This is a genomic window from Oleiphilus sp. HI0128 (genome assembly GCF_001635365.1).
This window is the reverse complement of sequence record NZ_LWGG01000798.1, coordinates 1-23,481: the sequence shown is the minus strand read 5'-3', so window position 1 is coordinate 23,481 and position 23,481 is coordinate 1. Positions and strand designations below refer to the sequence as shown.

The 23,481-nt window shown below is 44.4% G+C and carries 20 protein-coding genes and 1 pseudogene; 14 read left to right on the top strand and 7 right to left on the bottom strand.

What is annotated here, in order from left to right:
- On the top strand, positions 1-426 hold a 426-nt coding region (locus A3763_RS11590), incomplete at its 5' end, for a DUF695 domain-containing protein (protein WP_156495056.1).
- A 141-nt stretch (positions 427-567) separates the two neighbouring features.
- Here A3763_RS11590 and A3763_RS11585 read toward each other — a convergent pair.
- Both A3763_RS11585 and A3763_RS11580 read right to left on the bottom strand, forming a co-directional pair.
- Complete coding sequence (locus A3763_RS11585) at positions 568-1,263, bottom strand: tRNA (adenine(22)-N(1))-methyltransferase TrmK (protein ID WP_068507712.1); 696 nt, start codon at positions 1,261-1,263, stop codon at positions 568-570.
- A 91-nt stretch (positions 1,264-1,354) separates the two neighbouring features.
- A complete protein-coding gene (locus A3763_RS11580) occupies positions 1,355-2,542 on the bottom strand; it encodes an acetyl-CoA C-acyltransferase (RefSeq protein WP_068507713.1) in 1,188 nt (395 codons plus the stop codon).
- Between the two features lie 312 nt (positions 2,543-2,854).
- Here A3763_RS11580 and A3763_RS11575 point away from each other — a divergent pair, with 312 nt between their 5' ends.
- Complete coding sequence (locus tag A3763_RS11575; RefSeq protein WP_068507714.1) at positions 2,855-4,558, top strand: YdiU family protein; 1,704 nt, start codon at positions 2,855-2,857, stop codon at positions 4,556-4,558.
- A gap of 106 nt (positions 4,559-4,664) precedes the next feature.
- On the opposite strand, the gene A3763_RS11570 is transcribed toward A3763_RS11575, so the two are convergent.
- Together A3763_RS11570 and A3763_RS11565 are read right to left on the bottom strand one after the other, a co-directional pair.
- Entirely contained in the window at positions 4,665-6,296 is a 1,632-nt protein-coding gene (locus A3763_RS11570; protein ID WP_068507716.1) for an acyl-CoA synthetase, read from the bottom strand.
- A gap of 30 nt (positions 6,297-6,326) precedes the next feature.
- Entirely contained in the window at positions 6,327-7,310 is a 984-nt protein-coding gene (locus A3763_RS11565; protein ID WP_068507718.1) for an NAD(P)H-quinone oxidoreductase, read from the bottom strand.
- A 182-nt stretch (positions 7,311-7,492) separates the two neighbouring features.
- Between A3763_RS11565 and A3763_RS11560 the strand changes: the two genes are divergently transcribed.
- The 4 genes from A3763_RS11560 to A3763_RS11545 are packed head-to-tail and all read left to right on the top strand — an operon-like array spanning position 7,493 to position 12,216.
- Entirely contained in the window at positions 7,493-9,304 is a 1,812-nt protein-coding gene (locus A3763_RS11560) for a lysophospholipid acyltransferase family protein (RefSeq protein WP_197479448.1), read from the top strand.
- Positions 9,304-10,401, top strand: coding sequence for an alpha/beta hydrolase (locus A3763_RS11555; RefSeq protein ID WP_068507721.1), 1,098 nt, complete (start codon positions 9,304-9,306; stop codon positions 10,399-10,401). Before A3763_RS11560 ends, A3763_RS11555 begins: the two co-directional genes overlap by 1 nt.
- Before the next feature lie 37 nt (positions 10,402-10,438).
- Positions 10,439-11,464 (top strand): M14 family zinc carboxypeptidase, encoded by a 1,026-nt coding sequence (locus A3763_RS11550; protein ID WP_068507722.1) that lies wholly within the window; start codon positions 10,439-10,441, stop codon positions 11,462-11,464.
- Entirely contained in the window at positions 11,464-12,216 is a 753-nt protein-coding gene (locus tag A3763_RS11545; protein ID WP_068507724.1) for an alpha/beta fold hydrolase, read from the top strand. Before A3763_RS11550 ends, A3763_RS11545 begins: the two co-directional genes overlap by 1 nt.
- Positions 12,217-12,282: 66 nt before the next feature.
- Here A3763_RS11545 and A3763_RS11540 read toward each other — a convergent pair whose 3' ends face one another.
- Positions 12,283-12,999 carry a lipocalin family protein gene (locus tag A3763_RS11540; protein ID WP_068507727.1) on the bottom strand — a complete coding sequence of 239 codons (717 nt, stop codon included), beginning with the start codon at positions 12,997-12,999 and terminating at the stop codon, positions 12,283-12,285.
- A 278-nt stretch (positions 13,000-13,277) separates the two neighbouring features.
- Between A3763_RS11540 and A3763_RS11535 the strand changes: the two genes are divergently transcribed.
- The 5 genes and pseudogenes from A3763_RS11535 to eda all read left to right on the top strand — a co-directional run bounded on the left by A3763_RS11535 (position 13,278) and on the right by eda (position 17,098).
- Positions 13,278-13,928: a 2OG-Fe(II) oxygenase gene (locus A3763_RS11535; protein WP_068507730.1), complete on the top strand. Its 651-nt coding sequence runs from the start codon at positions 13,278-13,280 to the stop codon at positions 13,926-13,928.
- Positions 13,929-14,057: 129 nt separating this feature from the next.
- Entirely contained in the window at positions 14,058-14,744 is a 687-nt protein-coding gene (locus A3763_RS11530) for a transposase (RefSeq protein WP_068507732.1), read from the top strand.
- A 32-nt stretch (positions 14,745-14,776) separates the two neighbouring features.
- Positions 14,777-14,917, top strand: a pseudogene (locus A3763_RS27015) (transposase domain-containing protein); the annotation flags it as partial.
- A gap of 220 nt (positions 14,918-15,137) precedes the next feature.
- Positions 15,138-16,559: a cytidylyltransferase domain-containing protein gene (locus A3763_RS27590; protein ID WP_068507734.1), complete on the top strand. Its 1,422-nt coding sequence runs from the start codon at positions 15,138-15,140 to the stop codon at positions 16,557-16,559.
- Between the two features lie 2 nt (positions 16,560-16,561).
- Positions 16,562-17,098, top strand: a complete 537-nt coding sequence (eda, locus tag A3763_RS11520) for a bifunctional 4-hydroxy-2-oxoglutarate aldolase/2-dehydro-3-deoxy-phosphogluconate aldolase (RefSeq protein WP_068507735.1) — start codon at positions 16,562-16,564, stop codon at positions 17,096-17,098.
- A gap of 47 nt (positions 17,099-17,145) precedes the next feature.
- Here eda and A3763_RS11515 read toward each other — a convergent pair whose 3' ends face one another.
- Positions 17,146-18,144: a polysialyltransferase family glycosyltransferase gene (locus tag A3763_RS11515; RefSeq protein ID WP_068507737.1), complete on the bottom strand. Its 999-nt coding sequence runs from the start codon at positions 18,142-18,144 to the stop codon at positions 17,146-17,148.
- A gap of 343 nt (positions 18,145-18,487) precedes the next feature.
- On the opposite strand from A3763_RS11515, the gene A3763_RS11510 reads away from it, so the two are divergent.
- Positions 18,488-19,378 carry a LysR family transcriptional regulator gene (locus A3763_RS11510; protein ID WP_068507739.1) on the top strand — a complete coding sequence of 297 codons (891 nt, stop codon included), beginning with the start codon at positions 18,488-18,490 and terminating at the stop codon, positions 19,376-19,378.
- Between the two features lie 10 nt (positions 19,379-19,388).
- Here A3763_RS11510 and A3763_RS11505 read toward each other — a convergent pair whose 3' ends face one another.
- Positions 19,389-21,314 carry an acyltransferase family protein gene (locus A3763_RS11505; RefSeq protein WP_068507741.1) on the bottom strand — a complete coding sequence of 642 codons (1,926 nt, stop codon included), beginning with the start codon at positions 21,312-21,314 and terminating at the stop codon, positions 19,389-19,391.
- Between the two features lie 196 nt (positions 21,315-21,510).
- Here A3763_RS11505 and A3763_RS11500 point away from each other — a divergent pair, with 196 nt between their 5' ends.
- Positions 21,511-22,404, top strand: coding sequence for a glycosyltransferase family A protein (locus A3763_RS11500; protein ID WP_068510881.1), 894 nt, complete (start codon positions 21,511-21,513; stop codon positions 22,402-22,404).
- Between the two features lie 17 nt (positions 22,405-22,421).
- Positions 22,422-23,462: a polysialyltransferase family glycosyltransferase gene (locus tag A3763_RS11495; RefSeq protein WP_068510878.1), complete on the top strand. Its 1,041-nt coding sequence runs from the start codon at positions 22,422-22,424 to the stop codon at positions 23,460-23,462.
- The last annotated feature ends 19 nt before the right edge of the window (positions 23,463-23,481 follow it).

Below are 23,481 nucleotides of genomic sequence, written 5' to 3'. Positions count from 1 at the left end.
GAGCCGAGTTACCAAGTCATCCACCGTGAAGATATGGGTGCAAAAGTCTATGCTGCGGTGAACACGACACTGGCCACTTTTGAGGACGAGCCGCGTAAACTCTATGCTTGGCAGTTATCACTGATTCTTAAATTAGACACCGAAGATGAACAAGGCTTGACACTTCCAGAGGAAGCAAAAGAAATTGAGCCTTTTTGCCAGCAATTGGACGTTGACCTTCGAGCCGGCGGGAATGCTGTGCCTTTAGCGAGAATTACCTGGAATAAGACGCGAGAGTTACTTTTTAGAGTCTACAACCCGGTTCAAGCTGACGAATTAATAAAGAGTATTATCGAAGCGGATACCACGCCACGCCCCTTCAGCTATACAATCGACCCTGATGAAGATTGGAAGATGTCAGAGGTTTACCTTAAGAGCTTTAGGTAAAAGCGTTTCAATGGGGTCAGACTCGATTGAAAACAGCAATCGTTTTGTAGGCAGTGCTTTCCTCGGCTCGCTGGTGAATCAGTACAATGTTTCTTGTTGGGTTGAGTAAGTGAGGGGTGGAACCTTCTGCCCACAACTTCTTTATGCTTGTATATGTTCAGCGCAAAGCTCATAGGCGCGTATGACCTCATCGACTTTATCTCCGTGATTAATTCGGGATTTTTTGTAGTGAGATAGAACGCGCGCCAGATACTCATGGGCAATCTCAGCTTGAACTTCCGTTTCACCCTGCCAAATTTTTCTACCCGCCGGAGATATTTCCTTCTTTAAACCACTACACGAAGAAACATGCAGTATTTCATAAAACTGCTTTCGTTCTTTCACCAGTTGTTCGTCAAGCAGAGAAAAATCGAGCTTAATGAGGTGCTGCCTAAGTGCATATTGGTGATAAACAGGGCAGAGCAGATAATCGATATCAAGGTTTTGAAACTTCTGATGAAGCTGGTTGATCAGGCTCATCGTTTCGTCACCACCTATACCAGCAATAATGACCAAATGTTTGCCTTGATGTTTGTCTAAAGGTAACTGGGAGGCATCGCTGCAATAGGTCTTCCAAGATGTTTGGTTGTTAGGAGTCGCCGGAAAGAGCTCAACTAACTTCAGGTTCAAGGCTTCAATGAGCTCTGGAACAATATCAACAAAGTGAATTGTGGGTGCGGCTTGCCGATCAAGCAGGTTGATTCCCAATAAACCGTGGTCGCAGCAGCAATCCCAGATGTGCTCGTAGTTATTTAGGCACATCTCATTGAGTTTTTTTAGGCGTTTACCGAGCTTCAAAGTTTTGATTCCATTAATAATAAAAAGGGCCGCATATTTGCGACCCTTTTTTAGTACTGCTGTAGCGCTGTTCTTAGTATGAACGCTGAGCTTAGATCAACTCAATCGCCATAGCGGTTGCTTCACCACCACCAATACATAGTGCAGCAACACCTTTAGACTTGTCTTTCACTTTCAATGCGTTGATCAAGGTAACCAACAAACGTGAACCTGTTGAACCAACAGGGTGGCCTTGTGCACATGCACCACCGAAGATGTTCACCGTTTCTGGGTCAAGACCTAGGTCAATGATAGGCATCATTGCAACCATTGCGAAGGCTTCGTTGATTTCATACAAATCAACATCTTCTTTAGTCCAGCCTGTCTTAGCAAACAAGTTTTCAATTGCGCCAACAGGAGCGATTGTAAATTCACTTGGGTGTTGGGATTGCGTAGCATGACCAACGATACGAGCAACAGGCTTAAGGCCACGTGCTTCAGCTTCGCTTTCACGCATTAGAACAAGTGCTGATGCGCCATCTGAGATTGATGAAGCATTCGCTGCAGTGATGGTACCATCTTTAGCAAAAGCTGCGCGAAGACTAGGGATTTTCTCGATGTTAGCGTTGAATGGCTGCTCATCGTGCTCAACCACAGTATCGCCACGGCGAGACTTAACGGTTACTGGAACGATTTCAGCTTTTAGCAAACCTTCTTCCGTTGCAGTTTTTGCACGAGTAAGTGATTGGATCGCATAGTCATCCATCTGCTCACGTGTATAACCTTTCTTGTCTGCAACTTCTTGTGCGAAAGAACCCATTAGACGACCTGTTTCAGCATCTTCCAAACCATCTAGGAACATGTGATCCATTGCTTGGTCACCGTGACCCATGCGGAAGCCCTTACGAGCCGTTGGCAAAATATAAGGAGCGTTAGACATAGACTCCATGCCGCCAGCAATCATTACATCGTTAGTGCCTGCCTTGATCGCATCGTGTGCCATCATCGCCGCTTTCATACCTGAACCACAAAGCTTGTTGATTGTGGTAGCACCCGTTGCATCAGGTAGGCCTGCTTGACGCATTGCCTGGCGAGCTGGGCCTTGCTTAAGACCGGCTGGCAATACGTTACCCATGATCACTTCTTGTACGTCTTCAGGCTTAAGGCCCGCACGCTCGACCGCTTCTTTGATAACGATGCTGCCTAGCTCAGGCGCAGGAACAGTAGACAGGCTACCTTGAAGACCACCCATTGGTGTACGAACACCGCTTACAATTACAACAGAATCTTGCTTAGACATATTAGCCTCTTACGTTTTACTCGTGGCCGAGCCACAAAGAGTGCACCCTCGTGAGGTGCCGGAAATACAAACGAAGCCAAGGATAGTGACCTTAGCCCACCAAATCGGTCGCAGATTGTATCAAGGATCTCGTTTTTGAACCAATTTGTTTGCTGTAAGGAAAGGTAAAGGCTTGCGGTTTACCTGTAGAGGACACCAAGCAATTAGCTTACACAGAGTGCCAAGTGTTTTCGGTTTAGGTCGATAATGTGATAGTTTGAGACAAGGTATCTCCTCAGATTTAGAGTAATTAGAAAAGGTTCATCAATTAATATGGCTAACAAGCAGCTTAATGATATATCTACTCCCATAACGAATCTCGATGAACTGGCTAAATTAGCCGACTATTCACTAATGAATAACCTTCGGTGCGACCCTCAGGCGACGGCCAGTGGGGATGATTACGCGCCTCGACAAGTTTTTTCGGGACATTATGTCCCTGTAAAGCCGACGCCTATTCCTGAGCCTGACTATGTCGCTCACAGCAGGAAGTTTTTCAGCGAACTGGGTTTTGACGACAATTTGGTGGAAACGGAAGGCTTCCGTCGTTTGTTCTCTGGTGATATGTCGCATGTGCCAGAACCTATGAGACAAACAGCTTGGGCAACTGGCTATGCGCTGTCGATTTATGGCACGGAGTACATTCAACAGTGTCCGTTCCGCACAGGCAACGGTTACGGGGATGGCCGTGCAGTATCTGTCCTTGAGGCTGTCATCAATGGTCAGCGTTGGGAGATGCAGCTAAAGGGTGGTGGGCGAACGCCATATTGTCGTGGTGCGGATGGGCGAGCAGTGCTGCGCTCGAGTATTAGAGAATTTCTGGTTCAGGAGCATATGCACCAACTAGGGGTGCCAACATCTAGGTCCTTATGCCTTTATGTATCTGGCTCAGAGACCGTTGATCGCCCATGGTATTCTGAAGGTTCTTACTCCCAAGATCCGGATATTATGGTATCGAACCCGGTTGCAATTTCAACACGTGTCGCACCGTCTTTCTTACGGGTCGGGCAGCTTGAACTGTTTGCTCGTCGAGCGCGTAGCAAGGCTCATCCAAAAGCTCTCGAAGAGTTAAAGATGATCGTTTTGCATTTGATTGATCGTGAATACAAAAGTGAGATCAATGAAGACCTATCGTTCGAAGATAAATTACTGCGGTTGGCTAGCGAGTTTCGTGAGCGTTTAAGCGCGCTTGTCGCAAACTGGCTTCGCGTAGGTTATTGCCAAGGCAACTTCAATAGTGACAACTGCGCAGCGGGGGGGTATACCCTTGACTATGGTCCATTCGGGTTCTGCGAAGTGTTTGAACCGTTTTATCAGCCTTGGAGTGGTGGCGGGCATCACTTTTCGTTTTTCAATCAACATGCTGCTGCCGAGGCAAATTTTGAGAGTTTCTGCTCGGCATTGCGACCCCTTGTTGCATCGAAGCCCGATGTATTAGAAAAGCTTAATGAGATACGCTCAGGCTTCACTGCTGTGATTCAAGAGAAAATGGAATCAATGTGGGCGTCTAAGCTGGGGCTTAATAAGTTTGATGGAACGCTATTCAATCAGCTTTTAAAGCTAATGGTTCAAACCTCTGTTGACTACACCCTCTTCTTCCGCGAGCTGTCAGAGCTTCCTGAAGATGTCTCGACGCTTAAGAAAAGCTTCTATAAAGACCTGAGTGATGAAAAGGAAGAAGCATGGTCGCAGTGGTTACAGACCTGGAGAGGGCTGATAAACATTGAGGAGGGCGCCGAAGCTCTGTCGTTACAGATGAAGCGCGTCAACCCAAAATACACCTGGCGTGAATGGTTGGTCGTGCCAGCGTATCAACAGGCGATGAAAGGTGACTATACGCTCGTAAAGGAATTACAAGACGTGTTGAGCAAACCATACGATGAGCAGACATTAGAGGTGAAAAATAAATTCTACCGTTTGAAGCCCGAGGTCTTTTTCGGGGCTGGCGGTGTCTCGCACTATAGTTGCTCGTCCTAATCGAATAAGCGCAACGCGCTAAGCAATTTCAAGTACTTGTGACAATAGCCAGTGAAGACACACACTACCTGTTGCTTAGAGGTTTGCTTACTTTATTAAGGCGTATTTAGTTCTTTAAATCTGCCTTCATTTGCTTGCGAAGCACTTTGCCGTTGGCCGTTCGGGGGAACAGTTGGGTGAAGTAAATCTTTTTAGGTACTTTATATTGAGCCAAATGTTCGTTTGCAAAGGCTAATAGGCTTGTTTCATCTAGCGTGCTACTTTCATGGCGAATGACGCTCGCCACGACCAAGTTCTTATCTGGCCCGATCTCTTCTTCGAGAGCGACACAATCAGCGACGTCGGGGTGGGTTTTCAATACCCGTTCAATCTCGTGGGGTGAAATACGAAAGCCAAAGCTGTTGATGATGTCGTCACGTCGACCGAGGAACCAAACATAGCCTTCTTCGTCTCGTTTGGCGTAGTCGCCGGTGAGAAAATAGCCGCCTTTGCGTGTGGCTTGTGTGGTGTCCGGCAGTTGCCAGTATTCAATGAACAGTCCTAAGTCTTGCTCGTCGATACAAAGCATGCCTTCTTCACCGTCTTTGACTGGCTCTAAGTTCTCATCGAGTAGATGTATTTTATGCCCGGTCTGAGGGCAACCCGCAGAGCCCGGGCGAATGGGGCGAGCAGGGTGATGCGATAAATAATAAGAACATTCAGACATGCCGATAGCTTCGTAAATATCCTGATTAAAGCGGTCTTGCCATAACCCAAGCATTTCATCTGAAAGATGCTCGCCTGCACACATACAGTGGCGAAGTGTCGGTACATCTTTAGCTGAAAATTCAGTTTTCTGAATGATCTGGCGATAAATGGTTGGTACACCGATAAAGATTGTGCATTGGTGCTTGGCGATCAGCTTCGGCCAGGTTTCTGCCGTGGCATCGCCGTTATAAACAACGACGGTTTTGCCTAGCAGCATCGGGTCCATCATGGCGGTGCCGAGTACGTAGGTCCAGTTGAACTTACCCGAATGCAGAATGCGGTCAGTTTTATCGCTTTGGTAATCAAACCAATGGTAGGCCGCGGGTAAGCGACCCAGCAAAGCCCTGTGAGCATGCAATACGCCTTTTGGATAACCCGTGGTGCCAGAGGTGTAGACTAAGTAGGCCGGGTCGTTATAGCAGGTATTGACTGCGATTTCGTCATCGGATGAACTTGCTAGTAAGTTTGCAAAGCTTTGAAACTTAATCTTGCTACTTGTGCTGGCGGTCTCGGCGAGTTCGTCGATAATCAAAACATGAGCCAACTCTGACTCTTCTAGTGTATCCAGGTGTAGCTTCTCGGCCAGCGCAGCGGTGGTGATCAGCACTTTGGCACCAGAGTCCTTCGCCAGGTAATCAATCTCGTCGCCGCTAAGCAGAATAGAGCTGGGCACCGCAATACCGCCAAGCTTAACTGTGCCATAAAAGGCAATCGGGAACTCGATAACATTCGGTAGCCAAAGCATGACCCTGTCACCCTTTATCAAGCCCAATTCACTTAACCGTGCAGCACATTGGTTGGATGCCTTATCGAGTTGCTGATAAGAATAAGCTTGATGTAATTCGTTACTCTCATCGCCATGGTCAACGATGAGCGCGGTAGACTGCATATCAAAGTTGGGAATTTGAGGGCGCGTGCACGCAAGGCCTATATTGAAGTCTTTCGACAGGTCCAGATCATTGATTGTCTCGGGCTTGATAGGCGCTTGCATGTTTCGCTGTTCTCTTTGTGGAATGAGTGCTTAGTGTGAAAGGTCTAAAATAATTTTGCCGATATGGGCATTGCTTTCCATTAGAGTATGCGCCTCAACAACATCTTCGAGTGCGAAGGTTTTGGCGATCACAGGCTTAATGGTTTTGTTCTCTAGCAGCGGCCAGACTTTTTCTTTTAGCTGTTGCGCAATTGCGGCCTTAGCGTCCAAAGATTGAGGACGTAGCGTCGAGCCGGTCAGCGTTAAACGCTTTAGCATCACGGGCAAGAAGTTTACCTTGTTGATCGGGCCTTGAAGATAAGCAATATTGATAATACGGCCTTCAATCGCGGCGAGGAAGAGGTTCTTCTGAATATACTCACCGCCAACCATATCAAGAATTACGTCGATGCCTTTGCCGTCATTGTGGTCTTTGATAGTGGGCAGGTAGTCTTGTTCGTTGTAGTTCACTGCAAGCTCTGCACCCAGCGCTTCACAGGCTTTTGCTTTCTCATCGCTGCCTGCGGTGGCATAGACTTTTGCGCCCATCGCTTTGGCTAGTTGAATCGCCGTGGTACCGATGCCGCTGGTACCGCCATGAATAAGAAAGGTCTCGCCCGCTTTCAGCTGACCGCGATCAAACACGTTTGACCACACTGTAAAGAAGGTTTCTGGCAAGGCTGCTGCTTCCACCATTGAGTAGCCTTCAGGAACGGGTAGACATTGGCTTTCTGGTACATTTACATACTCGGCATAGCCACCACCGTTGGTGAGTGCACAAATCTTATCGCCTTGTTTTAAGGTAGTAACGGCAGAACCGACTTCGACCACTTCACCGGCTACTTCCAAACCCAATATGGGTGACGCATCTTTTGGGGCCGGGTAGTTGCCTTGTCGCTGAATCACGTCAGGGCGATTAACGCCGGCTGCTGCTACCTTCACCAGTACTTCATTTTCTTGAATGCCAGGGCGTTCGCCTTCAGCAACTTGCATGACATCAGGTGCGCCGAAGTTTGGGGTGTCGATATATTTCATTTTGGCTCTCTTGTTCGTGGCGAATTCGTATGAGTAGGCAAGCAATTTAAAGGGCTACCGGGTTAGGGTCAAGTTTATCAACTGTGTTCCGTGGTGATCCCATTGACATCAAACTGACACCAAAGCGTCACATTTGCTTCACACTGAATTACTATCCTGCCTAAAAACACAGGAGTCTAGGTATGGGTTTTCAGAGCTTGTTGGTTAACAAGGCAGTAGATAGTGAGAAAACAAACGGTACACTTCAACCTGCTGTCGAGCGCATGTCTAGCAATGATGGCCTTGCCGATAAAAACGGTGGGATTCCCGAGATATTACGAGCACCGCTTAGCTCACTATCTCGTTCACGAAAAACCTTAGACTCTTTCCTGCGAGATCATCCTCACCTTAAAGGTGTTGAGTTTGTCGAGCAGATTCTTCAGCACTTTGAGTTTTCCTTTCAGACGCCTTGGAATGAGAAAGAACGAATTCCGACTGAAGGCCGCTTGGTGATTATCGCCAATCATCCTTTAGGTACTCTGGATGCAGCGGCGGTATTCAAGTTGGTAAGTGATGTAAGGTCAGACGTGCGTGTTGTGGTCGATGAAGGCGTTCATGAGTTAGATGCGCTTGCGCCGATTACTTTGGCTTGTCAGCCTTACTCCGAGAATACGGCTAAAACACGTAATGTCGCTTTGAAAGAACACCTGGAGCGAGAAGGTGTGCTGATCTTTTTCCCCAGTGAAGAATTATCCCGTATTCGCCCGAGTGGGGTGACGGATACCAAGTGGCGTCGTGACTTTCTTGATATAGCTTTAGAAATGAATGCGCCGGTGTTGCCTTTGTATATTGATGCAGCAAACTCTGCTCTGTTTTACGGTGTGTCTGCGATCTATAAGCCGCTTTCTACCATGATGCTTGTGCCTGAAATGTATAAGCAAACACGCAAGACGGTTGCGATCCGTGTCGGTAAGCTTGTCATTCATGAGACCTATGCCAAGAGTGGTTTGCCAGTTAAGACTCAGGTCAAACTGTTCAAAAAACACCTCTATAAAGTGGGTAAGGGTAAAAAGGGGATATGGCAAACCCAGTCACCGGTTGCTCACCCTGAATCACGTCAAATACTTAAGCAGCTTATTGCTTCTCAAAACCGATTGGGTGAGACCAGTGATAATAAACAGATCTTTCTCTATAAGAACGAAGGAAGCTGCGCGGTATTGAGAGAGATTGGCCGCTTAAGGGAAATTGCCTTTCGCGCAGTGGGCGAGGGAACAGGTGAGCGGCGTGATATTGACCACTATGACTCGTCCTATAGTCAATTGGTCTTATGGGATGAAAATGAGTTGGAGATTGTCGGTGCCTATCGCCTGGGCAATGCCAAAGACATTATCGAACAGCAGGGTATTCAGGGCTTATACAGCGCCAGCCTTTTTGATTATGACGAGTCAATGCTTCCTCTACTAAAGCAAGGGGCGGAACTTGGGCGAAGTTTTGTTCAGCCTAAGTATTGGGGCAAACGAAGTTTGGATTACCTTTGGTATGGCATCGGTTCTTACTTAAGCAAGAACCCTGATGTGAAATACTTATATGGTCCGGTCAGTATCTCGAACGACCTGCCTAAAGCAGCAAAAGATTTATTAGTTTACTTCTTCACTCTTTATTTTGGCAGCTTTGACGAGACGGAATCTCGGCCTAAGGCTGTATCGAAGCACCCCTATTTGCTCTCAAACGATCTGCTTGATGCCTTGAGCCAGAATTTTTCAGGTACGGATTATAAAGAAGACTTTATGATTCTTAAGAACATCTTGTCGAATATGGGCTGTAGCGTGCCGACTTTGTACAAGCAGTATAGCGACCTATGTGAACCGGGTGGCCTAAAGTTCTTGGGCTTTGGTGTTGACCCTGACTTTGGTGATTGTATCGACGGTTTAGTGATGGTCGATGTCAGTAAGATCAAGGAAAAGAAGCGTAAGCGCTATATCCCTGAAGTTATTGAACAACAGGAAGATAAATAATGCGTGCGGCCTGGCAAGCATTGAATGTGATGTGGACATTGCATGGTGAGCAGGCGTCGGGCGAGAAGTCTGCCCGTAGCGAACTGCTTTATCTTGAGGGGAGTGATATTGATAGCAGCTGCGTCAGTGTTGATGTCTATGAACCGCATATAAAACCGAAGGGATGCATTGCGTTCTTTCACGGCATGTCTCCTTTTGGAAAAGACGATTCTCGTATCGTTACACTTTGTCAGTCGCTATGTCATGTCGGCTTTAGAGTGGTTTCTCCTGATGTTCAGTCAATCAAAACTTTGAAGATTGATCCTCGGCAGATCGACTTGGTTGCAGATATATTAAGTGCGTTGGTGGATCAGTCGCACTTATGTTCTTCGGGTAGGCTGAGTGTTCTTGCGCCGTCTTTTTCCGGTGCCATATGTTTGGCTGCTGCAGCGGATGAACGTGTTAAAGACCGAATCATCTCGGTGTGTGCCATTGGTGCATTTACGGAAGTTGATTCGGTGATGAACTACTTGCTGACCGATACCGATGCAGACCCCTATGGGCGTTATATTGTACTGAAGAAAATTATCCCAATGGTGATGGAGGCGAAGGTCAATGAGAATTGCCTGGCTTTACAACAAGCCTTGGATGCAGCGATTCAGGACAATATTAATGAAACGACCCTGCTTGATATAGAAAACAAGCCGGAGCCGGGTAGTAATATTACTTTAGGGCAATGCATCGACCAATTAAGCCAGAGTGAAGCGAGTCTGGTGCATCGTGTTTTGAGCGACTCACAGTACCGGGAACTACTTTTTTCGAAAGCGAAAACGCCTCTATCAGAAGAATTAGAGGCTCTGGATATTGTCTCTCGCTTAGATGATTTGAGTGCCAAGGTTTTTCTGCTGCATGGCGCGGCAGACAATGTCATTCCCTGCGGGCAGTCAGAGCTCTTATACCGCAAACTACGCGAGATGAAAAAAGACGTTGATTTAGTGGTCACTCCTTTTATTAGCCATGGTGATACATGCTTTAGCTTAAGGCAGGTATTTGATGTCTGGCGTATCGTCAAAGGCTTTTCATTCTTTTTTGAAGACCACCATGCTTACACGAGATAGACAATCTTGAGAGAGTACGGCTTATACGGATATATTGATGAATAAAAATAAAATAAAAAAACGGCTGCCTGAGCTTTGGCAGTTAGAGCAGATTATTTCCCACACTAAGCACCCTCTGGTTGTTAATACCGAAGCGAATATTGATTTAGCCGGTCATCAGCTGCCACTGTATAGCATTGAAATGACACCTTATCGCCCGGGGCTGCCGACCGTTATTATTTCGGCGGGTGTTCATGGGATCGAGCGTATCGGTACACAAGTTTTGCTGTCGTACCTAGAGATGCTGCTGTCGCGAATGTCTTGGGATGTGGTGGTCGCCAAACAATTAGAAGCAATGAACTTAGTGTTTTTGCCGATAGTTAATCCTGGCGGGATGTATCTCAATACACGTGCTAATCCCAATGGTGTGGATTTAATGCGTAACTCTCCGATGGAAGCAGAGAGCGAGGCCCTGTTATTTGGTGGCGGACAAAGAATATCGCCACACCTGCCTTGGTATTGTGGCAAGGTCGAGGAGCAAATGGAGCTTGAGAACCAGAAGCTGGTAGAGGTGGTCGAGCGTTATTCTGATCAATCGCCCTTTACCTTAACGCTAGACTGTCATTCGGGCTTTGGCTTCCACGATTACTTGTGGTTTCCCTATGCTTATCGCAAACGGCCTATTGCGGTACTCGACAAGATTTATGCGCTGAAATTATTGCTAGATCGAACTTACTCTCACCATCATTATATCTTTGAGCCTCAGTCATTGAGTTATATCACGCATGGAGATCTGTGGGATTACATCTACAAGCGACATAAGAATTCACATGAGAGTATGATGATTCCTTTGACGCTTGAGATGGGCTCATGGAATTGGATTAAGAAGCGTCCGACTCAACTATTCTCTAGGTCTGGTTTATTCAACCCGATGGTGCCGCATCGCCTGCAACGCGTTTTACGGCGGCATATTATGCTATTCGATTTTCTTTGCTCGGCAGCCATTGGCTATAAGAGCTGGATGCCCAAGAAAAAGCAGCAGGTACAGACCTTTCAAGCAGCTAAGCAGTTTTGGTATCGCTAATGGAAAAGTGGATGCTAATAAGGGGTTTGTCTCGCCAGAAATTGCATTGGGGTGAGTTTCCTGAGCACTTAAAAACACTGTCAGGCGCAGAGGTATTGTTTGAGGACTTGCCAGGTTTTGGTGAGCGACATCATGAATCTAGCCCGGGGACGATAGAAGAAATTGCTGAGAGTCTTGCGCCGAGGATTTTTGACTCAGCCAAGCTTGTTGACGGTAAGATCAATCTTGTAGGTATTTCCATGGGCGGAATGGTGGCGCTTGCCTTGGCTCAAATGCACCCTGAAAAAGTCGCTAGCCTGATACTGATAAATTCAAGCTTTAGACCCTATGCTCGCTTTTATCAGAGACTTCAACCTAAGGCCTATGCAGGCTTCCTAAAGGCCTGGTTTAACCCCGTTATGCGCTACAGTGAGCGTGAAATTTTGCGATTGTCGAGTAACATGAGAGATAGTGATGAGTGTTTGCTAGATGAGTGGTTAGACTTCAGACGTAAGCAGCCACCTAGCCGGAGAGCGGCAATCAAGCAAATTCTGGCGGCCAGTCGCTTTCAATGCGAATCACAAAAGCCCGTCGAACATATGCTGTTTATTGCGGCTAAACAAGACAGGATTGTTAGCTACCACTGCTCTGAAAATGCCGCCCAAGCATGGGGGGCAGATTATCGTTGTCATCACTATGCCGGGCATGACTTGGCTTTGGATGCACCACAGTGGTTAGCCGAGCAGATCGTTGAGTGGCGACAGAGTCTATAAAGAGCGGGGTGAGAAGTAAGCAAACCTGAATGATCAGGCTTGCTTACTTGAATCTAGGCACAGGTTCTATTTTATGAAGAGGACGTTGGAGTCCATATAAGGTGCCTCATCAGCATAATCGTTTAAACTAATGAAGCTAATTTTTTCGCTATCCTGTTCAGTAAAGAAGAACTTGTTACTGCCCAAAGCACGGTCGTAGACAATGGATATTGTGCCGTCACCTTGAAAACTCCAGGAAAATGAAAAAGACGAGCCATCATTTTCATCTCCGTTGGTAGCGCCCGTATTGTTAGCAAAGAACTCAATAGAGCAGAAAGGGCAGTCTTCATAGTAGAATTCTTTAGTGAGATCACTTAACGAAGGTTGAATTGCTTCTACTGCACAATGCCTGATATGACTGACATCGTCTTCAGGAAGTTGGAAGCAGTATTGGCCCTGTTCGATCGCAGACTCTCTAAAGGTAAGTGTTTCATCGGCAAGGTAAACAATTACCTCGTTATTTACCACTGCCCATGTACCGCTCGTTACGCTCGCTAAACGTGAATCGTTATCATCGTTTCCGGTGAATTCAAAGGTCATGTCAGAGAAAAAACTGAAGATAACATAGGTATCATCGCCAAGGTCGTCGATAAAAGCCTTGCCACAGAGGTCTGACTCGGAAATTGTGTCGGAGCTATTATCTGGCTCGGGGCAATCAGGCAGTGTTATATTTTTACTGTCAGAGCCACAAGCAGACAAAAATAAAATTAAAGTGATTAGTGCGAATAGTTTAGACGCAGTCATAGTGTCGTTTCTCAAAATTTGATTATAAAGAGGATTTATTTATAGCTTTCGCATAAGCACGAAAGCGTGAAGAGTTTTATCGACAGAACTAAATAGCTTTCTGTTGATCAGAAAGTTCAGTTGTCAGTATTGATTTTTGGGTAATTAAAATAGAATGTTCGTCATATTCAAAATCCTTTTAAATATTTGAAGTTTAAGGGCCGCATTTTTGCGTAGTAAGAACGCGAACTATACTGTGGAAATCGTGTTCTTAGCAATGACTTTTTGGAGAACTATCGGTGTACTTATCAAGCCCAGAAGACAATGAAGTTTTGTTTGAGTCAATCGCGCAAGATTTGATTCAAACCGGCTGCTCTATCAATGAAGGGGCGATCCCTCAGGCTTTGGCTGATGCTTTGGCGCAGGAAGTAAAAGGCTTAGCTTCAGAGAAATTCAAGAAAGCCGGAATAGGGCGTGAGCAAGACTTTGTGAGGAACGAGACGGTTCGCTCTGATGAAATCGCTTGGATCTCAGAAGAGACGGAGGCGGGTAAGGCTTGGCTTGAATGGGCGTCTCAATTGCAGTCTTATATGAACAGGCGCTTATACTTAGGCTTGTTTTCGTTCGAAAGTCATTTTGCGCATTACAGTGCGGGTGATTTTTATCAGCGCCACTTGGATGCCTTTAAGGGGCAGTCAAATCGAACACTCACTTTGGTCGCCTATTTTAATAAAGACTGGACGCAAGAGGATGGCGGTGAGTTAGTTGTATACAAGGATCAGGATGATCAAGAAGGGCAAAAAGTGCTTCCTAGCTTCGCGACACTGGTGGTCTTTCTTAGTGAAGAGTTTCCGCATGAAGTGCTGCCAGCTAAAAAGGATCGCTACTCGATTGCGGGTTGGTTTCGGGTGAATACTTCTTCGGCGGACCGGGTTGACCCGCCGGAGTAAAACGAAATGAGAGAAAAGTAAAGAAAGGGGACGGAGGGATTATTAATTGACCAGCAGACAAACTTCTCCGTAAACCCAAACTCTGATACTTTCAATGATTCTTAATCCATACGCAAAAAGGAGTTTGCGATGCCGAGAAGAAAAAGGATGTATTTGCCTGACGTGCCCTTTCATATTGTTCAGCGCGGGAATAATCGAGAAGCCTGTTTTTACTCACCTGAAGATTACCAATTTTACTTGCATGTTCTAGGCGAGGTACTGAGCCGTTACAATGTGGCGCTTCATAGTTATGTTTTGATGACCAATCATGTGCATTTACTTATGACAGCTTCAGAGCAAGATGGTATTTCTCAAGTGATGAAGGTGTTGGGTAGCCGTTATGCGCAGTACTTTAATAAGACGTACAAGCGCACAGGAACGTTATGGGAAGGTAGGCACAAATCAAGCCCTATTGATGGGGTGGCCTATTTGTTGAAATGTTATCGATATATCGAACTAAATCCGGTGACAGCGAAAATGGTTGAGCGGCCGGAAGAGTACAAATGGAGTAGCTATGGCTCAAATGCCTATGGTGATGAGCATGTTGTGACAACTCCGCATGAACTGTATCTTGAGTTAGGCAGTGATATAGAGCAAAGATGCTATCAATATCGTGAGTTATTTAAAGAAAGCTTGAGTGGCTCAGATGTGCACGGGATTCGGTTAGCAGAACACTATTGCCAACCGCTGGGTTCCGATAGGTTCAAGATCCAAGTTGCCGAGAAGACAGGGCAAAAGATTGGCCAGATGCGTAGAGGGAGACCAAAAAATGGCTAATAAATAATCCCTCCGTCCCCTTAAACATTACAATTATGTCGTTAATCCAAACCGCCAAGATGAATGGATTGGAAGCATACGCCTATCAGAAAGATGTGCTTAACCGATTACCGTCGCATAAGAATAATCGGCTGGATGAGTTATTGCCACATAACGGGAAGGCTGATCAATAGGTAATGCCCAGACGCTTACAAGGATCTTGTATAACTTAAAGATTAGGTGGCTCGTTTTCTATGATGTAATCAGATAATCTATATAGGGCTGTAATTTAGTATACCGTCACGTTGCGGTGATGGAGTTGGTAGGCTTAAGTTGTTGTTACAATGAACGAAGTGATAAGAAAGAGGAGGCTGAGTCGCTCGATGACAATAGGACCTTATAAAATGGTGAGAAATGTTTAATAAGTATGATATTGCGGCAGTGATACCTGTCAGACTTGGTAGTTCAAGAGTTTCGCAAAAGGCCCTTCTTGAGGTTGGTGAAGACAAAATTAGTCTGTTAGCGTGGAAAATAAGACAGCTTAAGAAAGTGCTGTCAAAAGATAGCATATACGTTAGTACTGAGGCTGATGTACTGATGGATATTGCTCGAGAAGAGGGTGTAAAAGTTCATCGTCGCGATCAGTTCCTTGCTGACGGACATAAAGCTACTTTTAGTGAGGTCATTGTTGGTGTCGTTAAAGATATACCGCACGAGCACATTGCTTGGGTGACATGTGTTGTTCCTTTGATGAGTCCTCAAGAGTATTTGCAGGGGTTTCGTGAGTACTATGATCATGTTATTCCAGAAACTTCAAGTTTCGATAGCTTGGTTTCTGTAAACTTGCTCAAGGAATATTTTTGGGATGATGAAAAACCAATCAATTATTCTGCAACAAAGAAACATACCATTAGCCAGGAGCTGCCTAATATTTATAGGGTAACGAATGGGCTGTATATGGCTCCTAAGTCATTGATGCTTGATAAAGAGTATCTTCTTGGTAAGAACCCTTTTAAGTCCTGTGTTTCCAAGATTGCGGGCATCGATATAGATGAATACGAAGACTATGAAATTGCTCGTGATTTAATGGGGATTTATCAGAGCAATGAGTCTAAAACTCAAAATGAGAGTGTTATATTTCTGGACTTTGATGGTGTAATCGTAGATTCGGCTAAAGAAGCATATGCTATGGCTATGCTTGCGACTAAAAAATCTCAGAAACTTTCTGACGTAGACTTGAATAGTGAGCATTGCAGGAGGTTTCTCGAACAGCGTTGTCATATTGGTCCCGCGTGGAATTACTATTATCTATTAAAGTGTTTGGACGAAGAGAAGGACGTCCAATTTCTAGATATGTTGCCAAATGAAGCAGGAGACGAAGCTAGGGTTTTCCAGGATAGATTTTTTGCTACGCGACAAGTTGTTAGAAATCATTTCTGGGATGAATGGCTTGATTTAAATCACTTTTATGAAGGTGCTAATGGCTTCATAGACTTAATAAATAACAATTCGAATGTTGTTGTTGTAACGACGAAGGATGCAGAAACTGTCAGTGCGCTTCTTGAAAAGTACGGTGTGTTGCGTGATGTCGAAATTTTTGATTCGAGGTCATATGACCAATTTGGCTGCAAGTCTTTGTTCATGGATGACTATATAAAACGAATGAATATCAAGAGGGCTCTTTTTATTGATGACTCATATTCTCATCTCGAAAAGTGTAATTGGGTTGAAAAGCTATCTACCATCCAAGCTAAGTGGGGTTATGTTTTTCCTGAGGTTTATGAGGATAATAAAAACGAGGTTCTTAATGCTGCAATGGAGATAATTGGTGGATAAAGATGGAATATCTAAAAAATAAAGTCGTCTGTGTGCTCGTTGTTAAGAATCTTGAAGGTTTGCAAAATAAAATTCGGGCATTAGTTGCTGATGGGTTTGATGTCTTTGAAGTAACTTTACGCACAGACGTAGCTCTCGATGCTATTCGTAGCATAAAGCGCGACTTTCCAAGTTTGAAGGTCGGGGCAGGTACTATATTGAATGTTGAGCAGCTAGATGAGTCGATTTGTGCGGGAGCCGATTTTGGGGTTTCTCCAGGGTTGAATGAACTAATAATTTCGAAATCTAAAGAGCGAAACTTTGACTTTATTCCTGGGGTCGCAACACCCACGGAGATTGAGAGAGCTATTGCCTTGGGTCTCTGTTTGGTAAAGTTATTTCCAGCAAAGCTCTTAGGCGGTGTTGAATATATTCAGGCAATTTCGGGGCCTTATCGTAATATGTACTTCATGCCGACAGGTGGGGTGAATGAGTCCACTGCGAAAGATTACTTGGATTTAGATAATGTTCTTTGTGTCGGAGGGTCATGGATGTTCTAAAAGGGTCTGGTGTGTCGTTATTAAGTGAACGTTTTGCACAGCTTGATTTATCCGACTGAATCAAGATCAATCGTATCAACGTTCGCTACTCTGAATATAGTACTAATACTATCAAGGGCCTGTGGATAGATATTGGCGCCAACAGATATAGAGTCTATTCGATCACCAAAAATCAGTTTTGCAGTGAGTAAAACTGTGCTGCAGCATGATATCAGAACGTCATACTCATTTTGTTCCAAATACTGTTCTAAACAAACGTAATCGTGTTCAATTTTTTTATAGTTTTCCTTGAATAGGCAGTCGTATTCGTCCCTTGGGTGGGCAATATAATGTATTTCAGTCACGCCCAATGAGCTTAACTTATTCTCTATTTCATTCGAAATACGGTGTTCAACTTCCTTTGGCGTTTTACTATTTTTTAGAAGGCACTGACCTACAACCAATGCTTTTCTAGCCCCTATTCGATCCGATTCAGAAGTTTTGTCAGGCAAGGAAATGTATTTCACTTTCGACTTAGGGTAAGGGCTTTCTAGCCCAGAAAAACTATAGGCAGTGCTTACGATGGGAGTATCTGTGCCTATTCGTTCCCCTTCTATAGGATATATGCGTAGTCCAGTGACTCCATAGCTTATGCGCGATGGCCATTTTTTCTTCGCTCTATATTCCCACTTTACGGATGCGTCTTCAGGTGAATAGTTTATCGTACCTTCAGGCACGATTCGAACTTCTATGTTATGACTTTTATTGAGCGTTCCAATGATGACGTTCGTATAAATTAGATCGAGCCGGTTAATGTAAAAAATATTCTTATCGTTTAAGTGCTTTTTGATTTTACTAATGTTTTTATGAAGAGCACGGGCTCTTCGGAAGATACCTCTTGATTTAGTTTCCAGAGGAATTACTTTACTTTTACGTTGCTTGAGGTAGTGGGAAGCTTTCTTGTTAAAACTAAAGAATATGGGGCGATGGATTTTTTCTGTTTCAATAATTTTTAGTGACGCAAAGCATTGAAGTTCAGTGTCAATCAGAAATATATGGCTTGTCATTACGTGTTACCAGCCCGGGAAAGTATTCTAAAGTGTTTAACAAGGTAAGGCCTAGTAATAAGGTACTTCTAAGAAGGGAACCTATGTTTGCCTTTAATCGATTGGTTAAGTAAGTAGATGTTATTTATGCTACCTGTTTAATGCAAGTCGATTATATCAGAAAGTTAAACGGGTCACTCAACTGAGTAAAACGAAAAGAGAGAAAAGAGGGGTAGTACCAAAAGGCCTGTATTTAGTGCTACCCGCTAAGCAAGTTTTGAGTTAGTCTATATCTGCTCAGATTGAAGGGCAATAACAAAAAAAATAGAATAACTTTACCATATTTGAGAAGGTTGCTTAGGCTATGAATTACTCTCTTGATGAAATGGCTGTGTTTGTAGCGGTTGTCGATAGTGGCAACTTCTCCAGTGCTGCGAAGAAAAGTGGTATTCCTGTTTCTACTATTAGTCGAAGAATTTCTGATCTGGAAACACGCTTAAATGTACAGTTACTGTATCGTACCACCCGGCAGCAAAAGCTGACTGATATCGGCGCAGTGTATTATGAACACTGCAGTCGCATGCTTCAGGAGGCTGAAACAGCAGAGTTAGCTGTTCAGAACTTACAAGCCAAGCCTTCAGGAATATTAAGAGTGACTTCGCCTTACGCCTATGAAGACCCATTTATGTCTGAACTGATGGCGAGCTTTATGGAGAAGTACCCCGAGGTTAAGCTTCAGAACCTGGTTAATCAGCGTAAAGTAGACCTGATTGAAGAGAAGATCGATTGTGCGATCATTGCTGGTCATTTGGATGATTCCAGTCTTGTCAGGCGTGGTTTGGGCTCGGCTGTCGTTGTTTACTGTTGTAGTCCTGCCTACATTAAGAAGTACGGTTACCCTGACAGTATTGATGACTTAGGTGGCCATAAATTAGTTCAGCTGGAAATCCCTGAATGGCTTAACCCTGAGCCGGATATACTGGTTGATTTGGTGGAAACACGTCTTGCCACCAATGATATGTTTATGTCTCGTCAGGCTGCCGTCGATGGTTTGGGAATCACCCGTTTACCTCGTGTTCATATCGCCAATGCGCTGGAAAAGGGTGAGCTGGTTGAAGTGCTCCCAGAGTATAACTTTGACTTACCTTTAAGCATCTTGTTCCCAAGCAATAAGCAGTTTACCACCAAACTGCGTGCGTTTATTGATCATATGGTTGAGTTTTCAGCCAAACATGCCAAGTGGGATTTTGGATAATCCCTATTGGCTAGTCAATTTTGAGTTGTGCATGATCCAGTACAATTCCGGCACCTGTTAAGCTTAAGTGATCGTCATCGAAATATAGTGCTTGGCCATCCCTTACTGTCGGACAGTATTCTTCAGAGCATATTGCTTCGAGAGGCTTAATTGCTTTCAGGTTATCACCAAATGGCAAGCTATCTAGTTTCTCAAGGATAAACGCATGACGCTTCATGTATGCATCCACTGTCGTGGTTTTATCCTTGTCATAGGTATAATCATCAACAAAGAGGTAGTTCGGGGTCAGTATCGTCGCGATATGATCTGGTAATTCTGGTATCGGATAGACTACGTAGACCATTTTACCTGCTTTTAATAAGCGACTGATAATCTCATCTAGGCTTTGCCAGTACATTTCCCAAACTTCTTCGTGCGTTTCTTTTCGGAAAGGTTCTCTCAGCCAATTATTGATATCTGGTTTAGATAAAAAACCTGTATATCGGTAGCCTACGATTACATTCTTAATGCTTTGTTCTTGTTCTAAGTAAGCTAGTGTTTCATTTGTCCAATTATGGCAGCCACCTCGTTTGACATTATAGTTCAGCGCGGGTTGGCAGCCACTAAACGACAAGTGACGGTTGCCTTGCTTATGAGGCTCGAGCTTCTTTGCTAAGGCATAAGCAAGTTCTACGGTGTGACTATCTCCAAAAGTAGCCCAGGTGACATTGTCGTTGAAGTAATGACACGATTCTTCCGGGCGCAGGTAGTCTTTCCCTTTGGTGTGGCACTGTTTTCTCTTAGGGTTATGTTCAATCGTTGCATCATATTCGGTGCTAAAACGAAATTGCATGCCGTCAGTTGCGAGTATGAATCCAAAGCCTAATATAGCAATACCTATCCAACGTTTAGCAACCTGGATCATATCCTTGTTTTTGAACTTAGGGCTTCTTCTAAACGGGGTTTCGACATAGCGGTAACTTAGAAAAGCCAGTACGAAGGTTAAAAGTACTGCCAGGATGAATAGTGCTTCAGAAGGTTCGCCTGAGCTCTTCATCCGCAAGAACGCGAACAATGGCTGATGCCATAAATAGAGAGAATAGGAGATGAGTCCTACGGCTACAATTGGCTTTAGAGAGAGTAATTTGCCAGCTAGAGTTTGGCGATCAGCAAATATAATGATTAGGCTGGCACCTATAACGGGTAGCAAAGTATAAAAGCTAGGAAATGGCGTGTCAGCATCAAAGCAAAAGAATGAAGCGATAACCATTGTGAGACCAGTCAAAGACGCTATCTGCCTGACGGGTCTCGTATATGAAATCTGATCAAATTTGTATATGGAAATAATTGAGCCAAACAATAGCTCCCAAGCACGAGAGGAAATTAAATAGAAATTTGCTGCGGAGTCTCCTTTGAAGGCCATATATTGCGATAACAGTAAAGAGGCGAGCGTGAGAGCGATAACGATTGCAGAGAGTGACTTACCTTTACGGAAGGCATATAAGGCTAACAAAGGAAAGAGTACATAATACTGTTCTTCTACTGCAAGGCTCCAGGTATGTAACAGTGGTTTTTGCTCTGCTGCCGTAGAAAAATAATCACTAACGCTATAAAAATGGAAGTTAGAGATGAAGCTGATAACCGTTAGCCCGCTATTGGCATAAGATTTAAAAAGCTCTGAAGGCATCACGACAACGGCAATAAGCGTTGTTACAGTCAGCATGCTAAATAAAGCGGGTAAGATTCTACGTGCGCGACGCTCATAGAAGTTTCTGATCGTAAAAGTACCTGCGTTCAGCTCATCCAGAATGATACGGGTAATCAAATAACCGCTGATAACAAAAAAGATATCGACGCCAGCATAGCCACCGCTAAAACCAAATAGTCCAGCGTGGAAAAGAATGACTGGTAGCACTGCTATGGCTCGTAAACCGTCAACTTCACTTCTATAAAGCATTATGAATCCTGGATCTGATAGGTATTTCAATAAATGGCGGCGATACTAACATACAAAAAAATATGTGGACAAGTTTGGGGCTTGTGTTGTCTTCCTTCACCGTTTATGGGATTGAGTATGTCTTAATAATAGGAACCATTTTATTGCTCTTATGGTAATATCCTTGGCTACGATACTTTCTCTGGGAAACGTCTTGATGCAACAAACCAAAACTTATCCGCCACTTCGTTATGATTCATATTTGATCCAACTATTTCGGTGGTTTGTTAAGCCTTTGTTACCCGTGTCGTGGTTTCGCGACCCCATTCCTGAAACCGAAACTCGGTCAGCTGTTTCAGGTGAGTTTGATCTGGAAATCGTAAGTCATTGCTGGAACTACTCTAATACCTTGAGCTATCAGTTAAGTTCATACGTCAACTACCCACCCAGTAAGTTACGTTTAACCGCAACCGTGTTTTATGCTGAGGAAGATAAAGGTACCAAAGCTGTTTTAGATTACTTTTCTAAGCTAGAGGTGCCAAATGTTACTTGGAATTTTCAGCCGCTAAGTAAGGGAAAACTATTTCGCCGCGGAATTGGTCGAAACATGGCGGCTCGTTCGACTAAAGCTGACTGGTTGTGGTTTACCGACTGCGATATTATTTTCCATAAGAATTGCCTCGATTCTTTGGCTGAAGCACTTCAAGGTAAGAAAGATATTTTGTATTACCCGCGCTCCGAGAAAACAACTGACATGTTGAAAGATGACGACCCGATGTTGCGTAAAGATGCCGAGCCTCAATTAGTTGATATTGAAACCGCGAACTTTAGCTCTCATACTCGTGATAAAGCAAAAGGCGCTTTTCAGATTGTACATGGTGATGTAGCTCGGGCGATTGGCTATTGTGAAAAAATAAGAATCTTCCAGACCGAAACGCTAACCTGGCGTAAAACTTATGAAGATACAGCGTTCAAATGGCTGATTAAGTCGGAAGGAACCCCTCTAGATATTGATGGTGTCTTTCAAATTCGTCATGTGACGAAAGGGCGTTATGCGCAGGATTCCAATATATCTAAAGTGCGTAGCAAGATCAGACACATGCAAGAATAGCCGGTGCTGACGACGCGATGAAAAACTACTATTTCATATCCTCTCCTTTACACTTTTTTATTGCCTCTAACTTAGCAATTGAAAATCAAGGACAAGAAAACATAGCTGTAATTGTTTCAAAAAACCTGGATTTGGCCAAATCCTTCACTCTAGCGATTGAGCAAGTAAAGGGATTGTTTCAAGAAACCGTTTCTTTAGCGAATGATAAAGGTCTCGGAAAGATACAGCATCGTCGGGAGGTCATGAAACGGATTGATGTTTTGTTTGCTTCGGATTCGAGTAAACAAATTTATACTGGAAATGATCGCCGAGTAGAGTTTCAGTATGCGATGCATGTTGCCAGTCAATCGGGTAGACGTGCGACCGGTATTTACATGGATGATGGTGCGGTGAGCTATATTGGCCACAAATCAATGAATAGCTTCGCTCACCGTTTTCTGGATCCTTTTCTTAAGAAACTCGTATACGGAACCTGGTGGAAGAACGCCCTGACAATAGGCTCTTCTGCTTGGATTTCAAAAGCCTATTTGGCGTTCCCTGAGTATGCTCACCCTCTGTTGCAGGAAAAGAAGCGCTTAGCGCTCAACACAGATTTGTTCTCATCTGATCAATTTAAACAGCTTTCTAAAAGTTTACTTGATGATAGAAAGGTCGATTTAAGCTGTTTCGATGCGATTAAGGTGTTGATTACTTTGCCTCATGAGGCTAGTTATATGAGGCAGCCGGATAGTCTAACAAGTGCCTATAAGCGATTGTTAGAAACTTTCTCCCCTCGTGACATTGGGGTCAAGGCTCACCCGAGGAGTACTAACCTTGACTTGCTCGATGAGATGTTTCCAGGTTCAACCCGTATCGATAAAAATATAGGCTTTGAGCTTATCTTGCCTCTGCTGGGAGATGACGTGCTTGTTTTGGGCGATATCTCGACAACCTTGCTGTCTGCCAAGTGGTTGAGGCCGGATATTCGTGTTGAAACATTAAGCTGTGAGGTGGCTAGTCAGCAAATGAATGACTTATTCAGCGCTCTTGGGATAAAGAAAAGCTATTCATTGGAATAAGCATTAACACTTAAATAAT

Excerpts from the sequence above, each read along its gene's own strand:
- A3763_RS11560 (WP_197479448.1), top strand. The coding sequence starts at position 7,493 with ATGGGTTTTCAGAGCTTGTTGGTTAACAAGGCAGTAGATAGTGAGAAA.
- eda (WP_068507735.1), top strand. The coding sequence starts at position 16,562 with ATGGAATATCTAAAAAATAAAGTCGTCTGTGTGCTCGTTGTTAAGAAT.
- A3763_RS11500 (WP_068510881.1), top strand. The coding sequence starts at position 21,511 with ATGCAACAAACCAAAACTTATCCGCCACTTCGTTATGATTCATATTTG.
- A3763_RS11515 (WP_068507737.1), bottom strand. The coding sequence starts at position 18,144 with ATGACAAGCCATATATTTCTGATTGACACTGAACTTCAATGCTTTGCG.
- A3763_RS11510 (WP_068507739.1), top strand. The coding sequence starts at position 18,488 with ATGAATTACTCTCTTGATGAAATGGCTGTGTTTGTAGCGGTTGTCGAT.
- A3763_RS11530 (WP_068507732.1), top strand. The coding sequence starts at position 14,058 with ATGCCGAGAAGAAAAAGGATGTATTTGCCTGACGTGCCCTTTCATATT.
- A3763_RS11545 (WP_068507724.1), top strand. The coding sequence starts at position 11,464 with ATGGAAAAGTGGATGCTAATAAGGGGTTTGTCTCGCCAGAAATTGCAT.
- A3763_RS11555 (WP_068507721.1), top strand. The coding sequence starts at position 9,304 with ATGCGTGCGGCCTGGCAAGCATTGAATGTGATGTGGACATTGCATGGT.
- A3763_RS11575 (WP_068507714.1), top strand. The coding sequence starts at position 2,855 with ATGGCTAACAAGCAGCTTAATGATATATCTACTCCCATAACGAATCTC.
- A3763_RS11570 (WP_068507716.1), bottom strand. The coding sequence starts at position 6,296 with ATGCAAGCGCCTATCAAGCCCGAGACAATCAATGATCTGGACCTGTCG.
- A3763_RS11565 (WP_068507718.1), bottom strand. The coding sequence starts at position 7,310 with ATGAAATATATCGACACCCCAAACTTCGGCGCACCTGATGTCATGCAA.
- A3763_RS27590 (WP_068507734.1), top strand. The coding sequence starts at position 15,138 with ATGTTTAATAAGTATGATATTGCGGCAGTGATACCTGTCAGACTTGGT.
- A3763_RS11495 (WP_068510878.1), top strand. The coding sequence starts at position 22,422 with ATGAAAAACTACTATTTCATATCCTCTCCTTTACACTTTTTTATTGCC.
- A3763_RS11505 (WP_068507741.1), bottom strand. The coding sequence starts at position 21,314 with ATGCTTTATAGAAGTGAAGTTGACGGTTTACGAGCCATAGCAGTGCTA.
- A3763_RS11550 (WP_068507722.1), top strand. The coding sequence starts at position 10,439 with ATGAATAAAAATAAAATAAAAAAACGGCTGCCTGAGCTTTGGCAGTTA.
- A3763_RS11540 (WP_068507727.1), bottom strand. The coding sequence starts at position 12,999 with ATGACTGCGTCTAAACTATTCGCACTAATCACTTTAATTTTATTTTTG.
- A3763_RS11580 (WP_068507713.1), bottom strand. The coding sequence starts at position 2,542 with ATGTCTAAGCAAGATTCTGTTGTAATTGTAAGCGGTGTTCGTACACCA.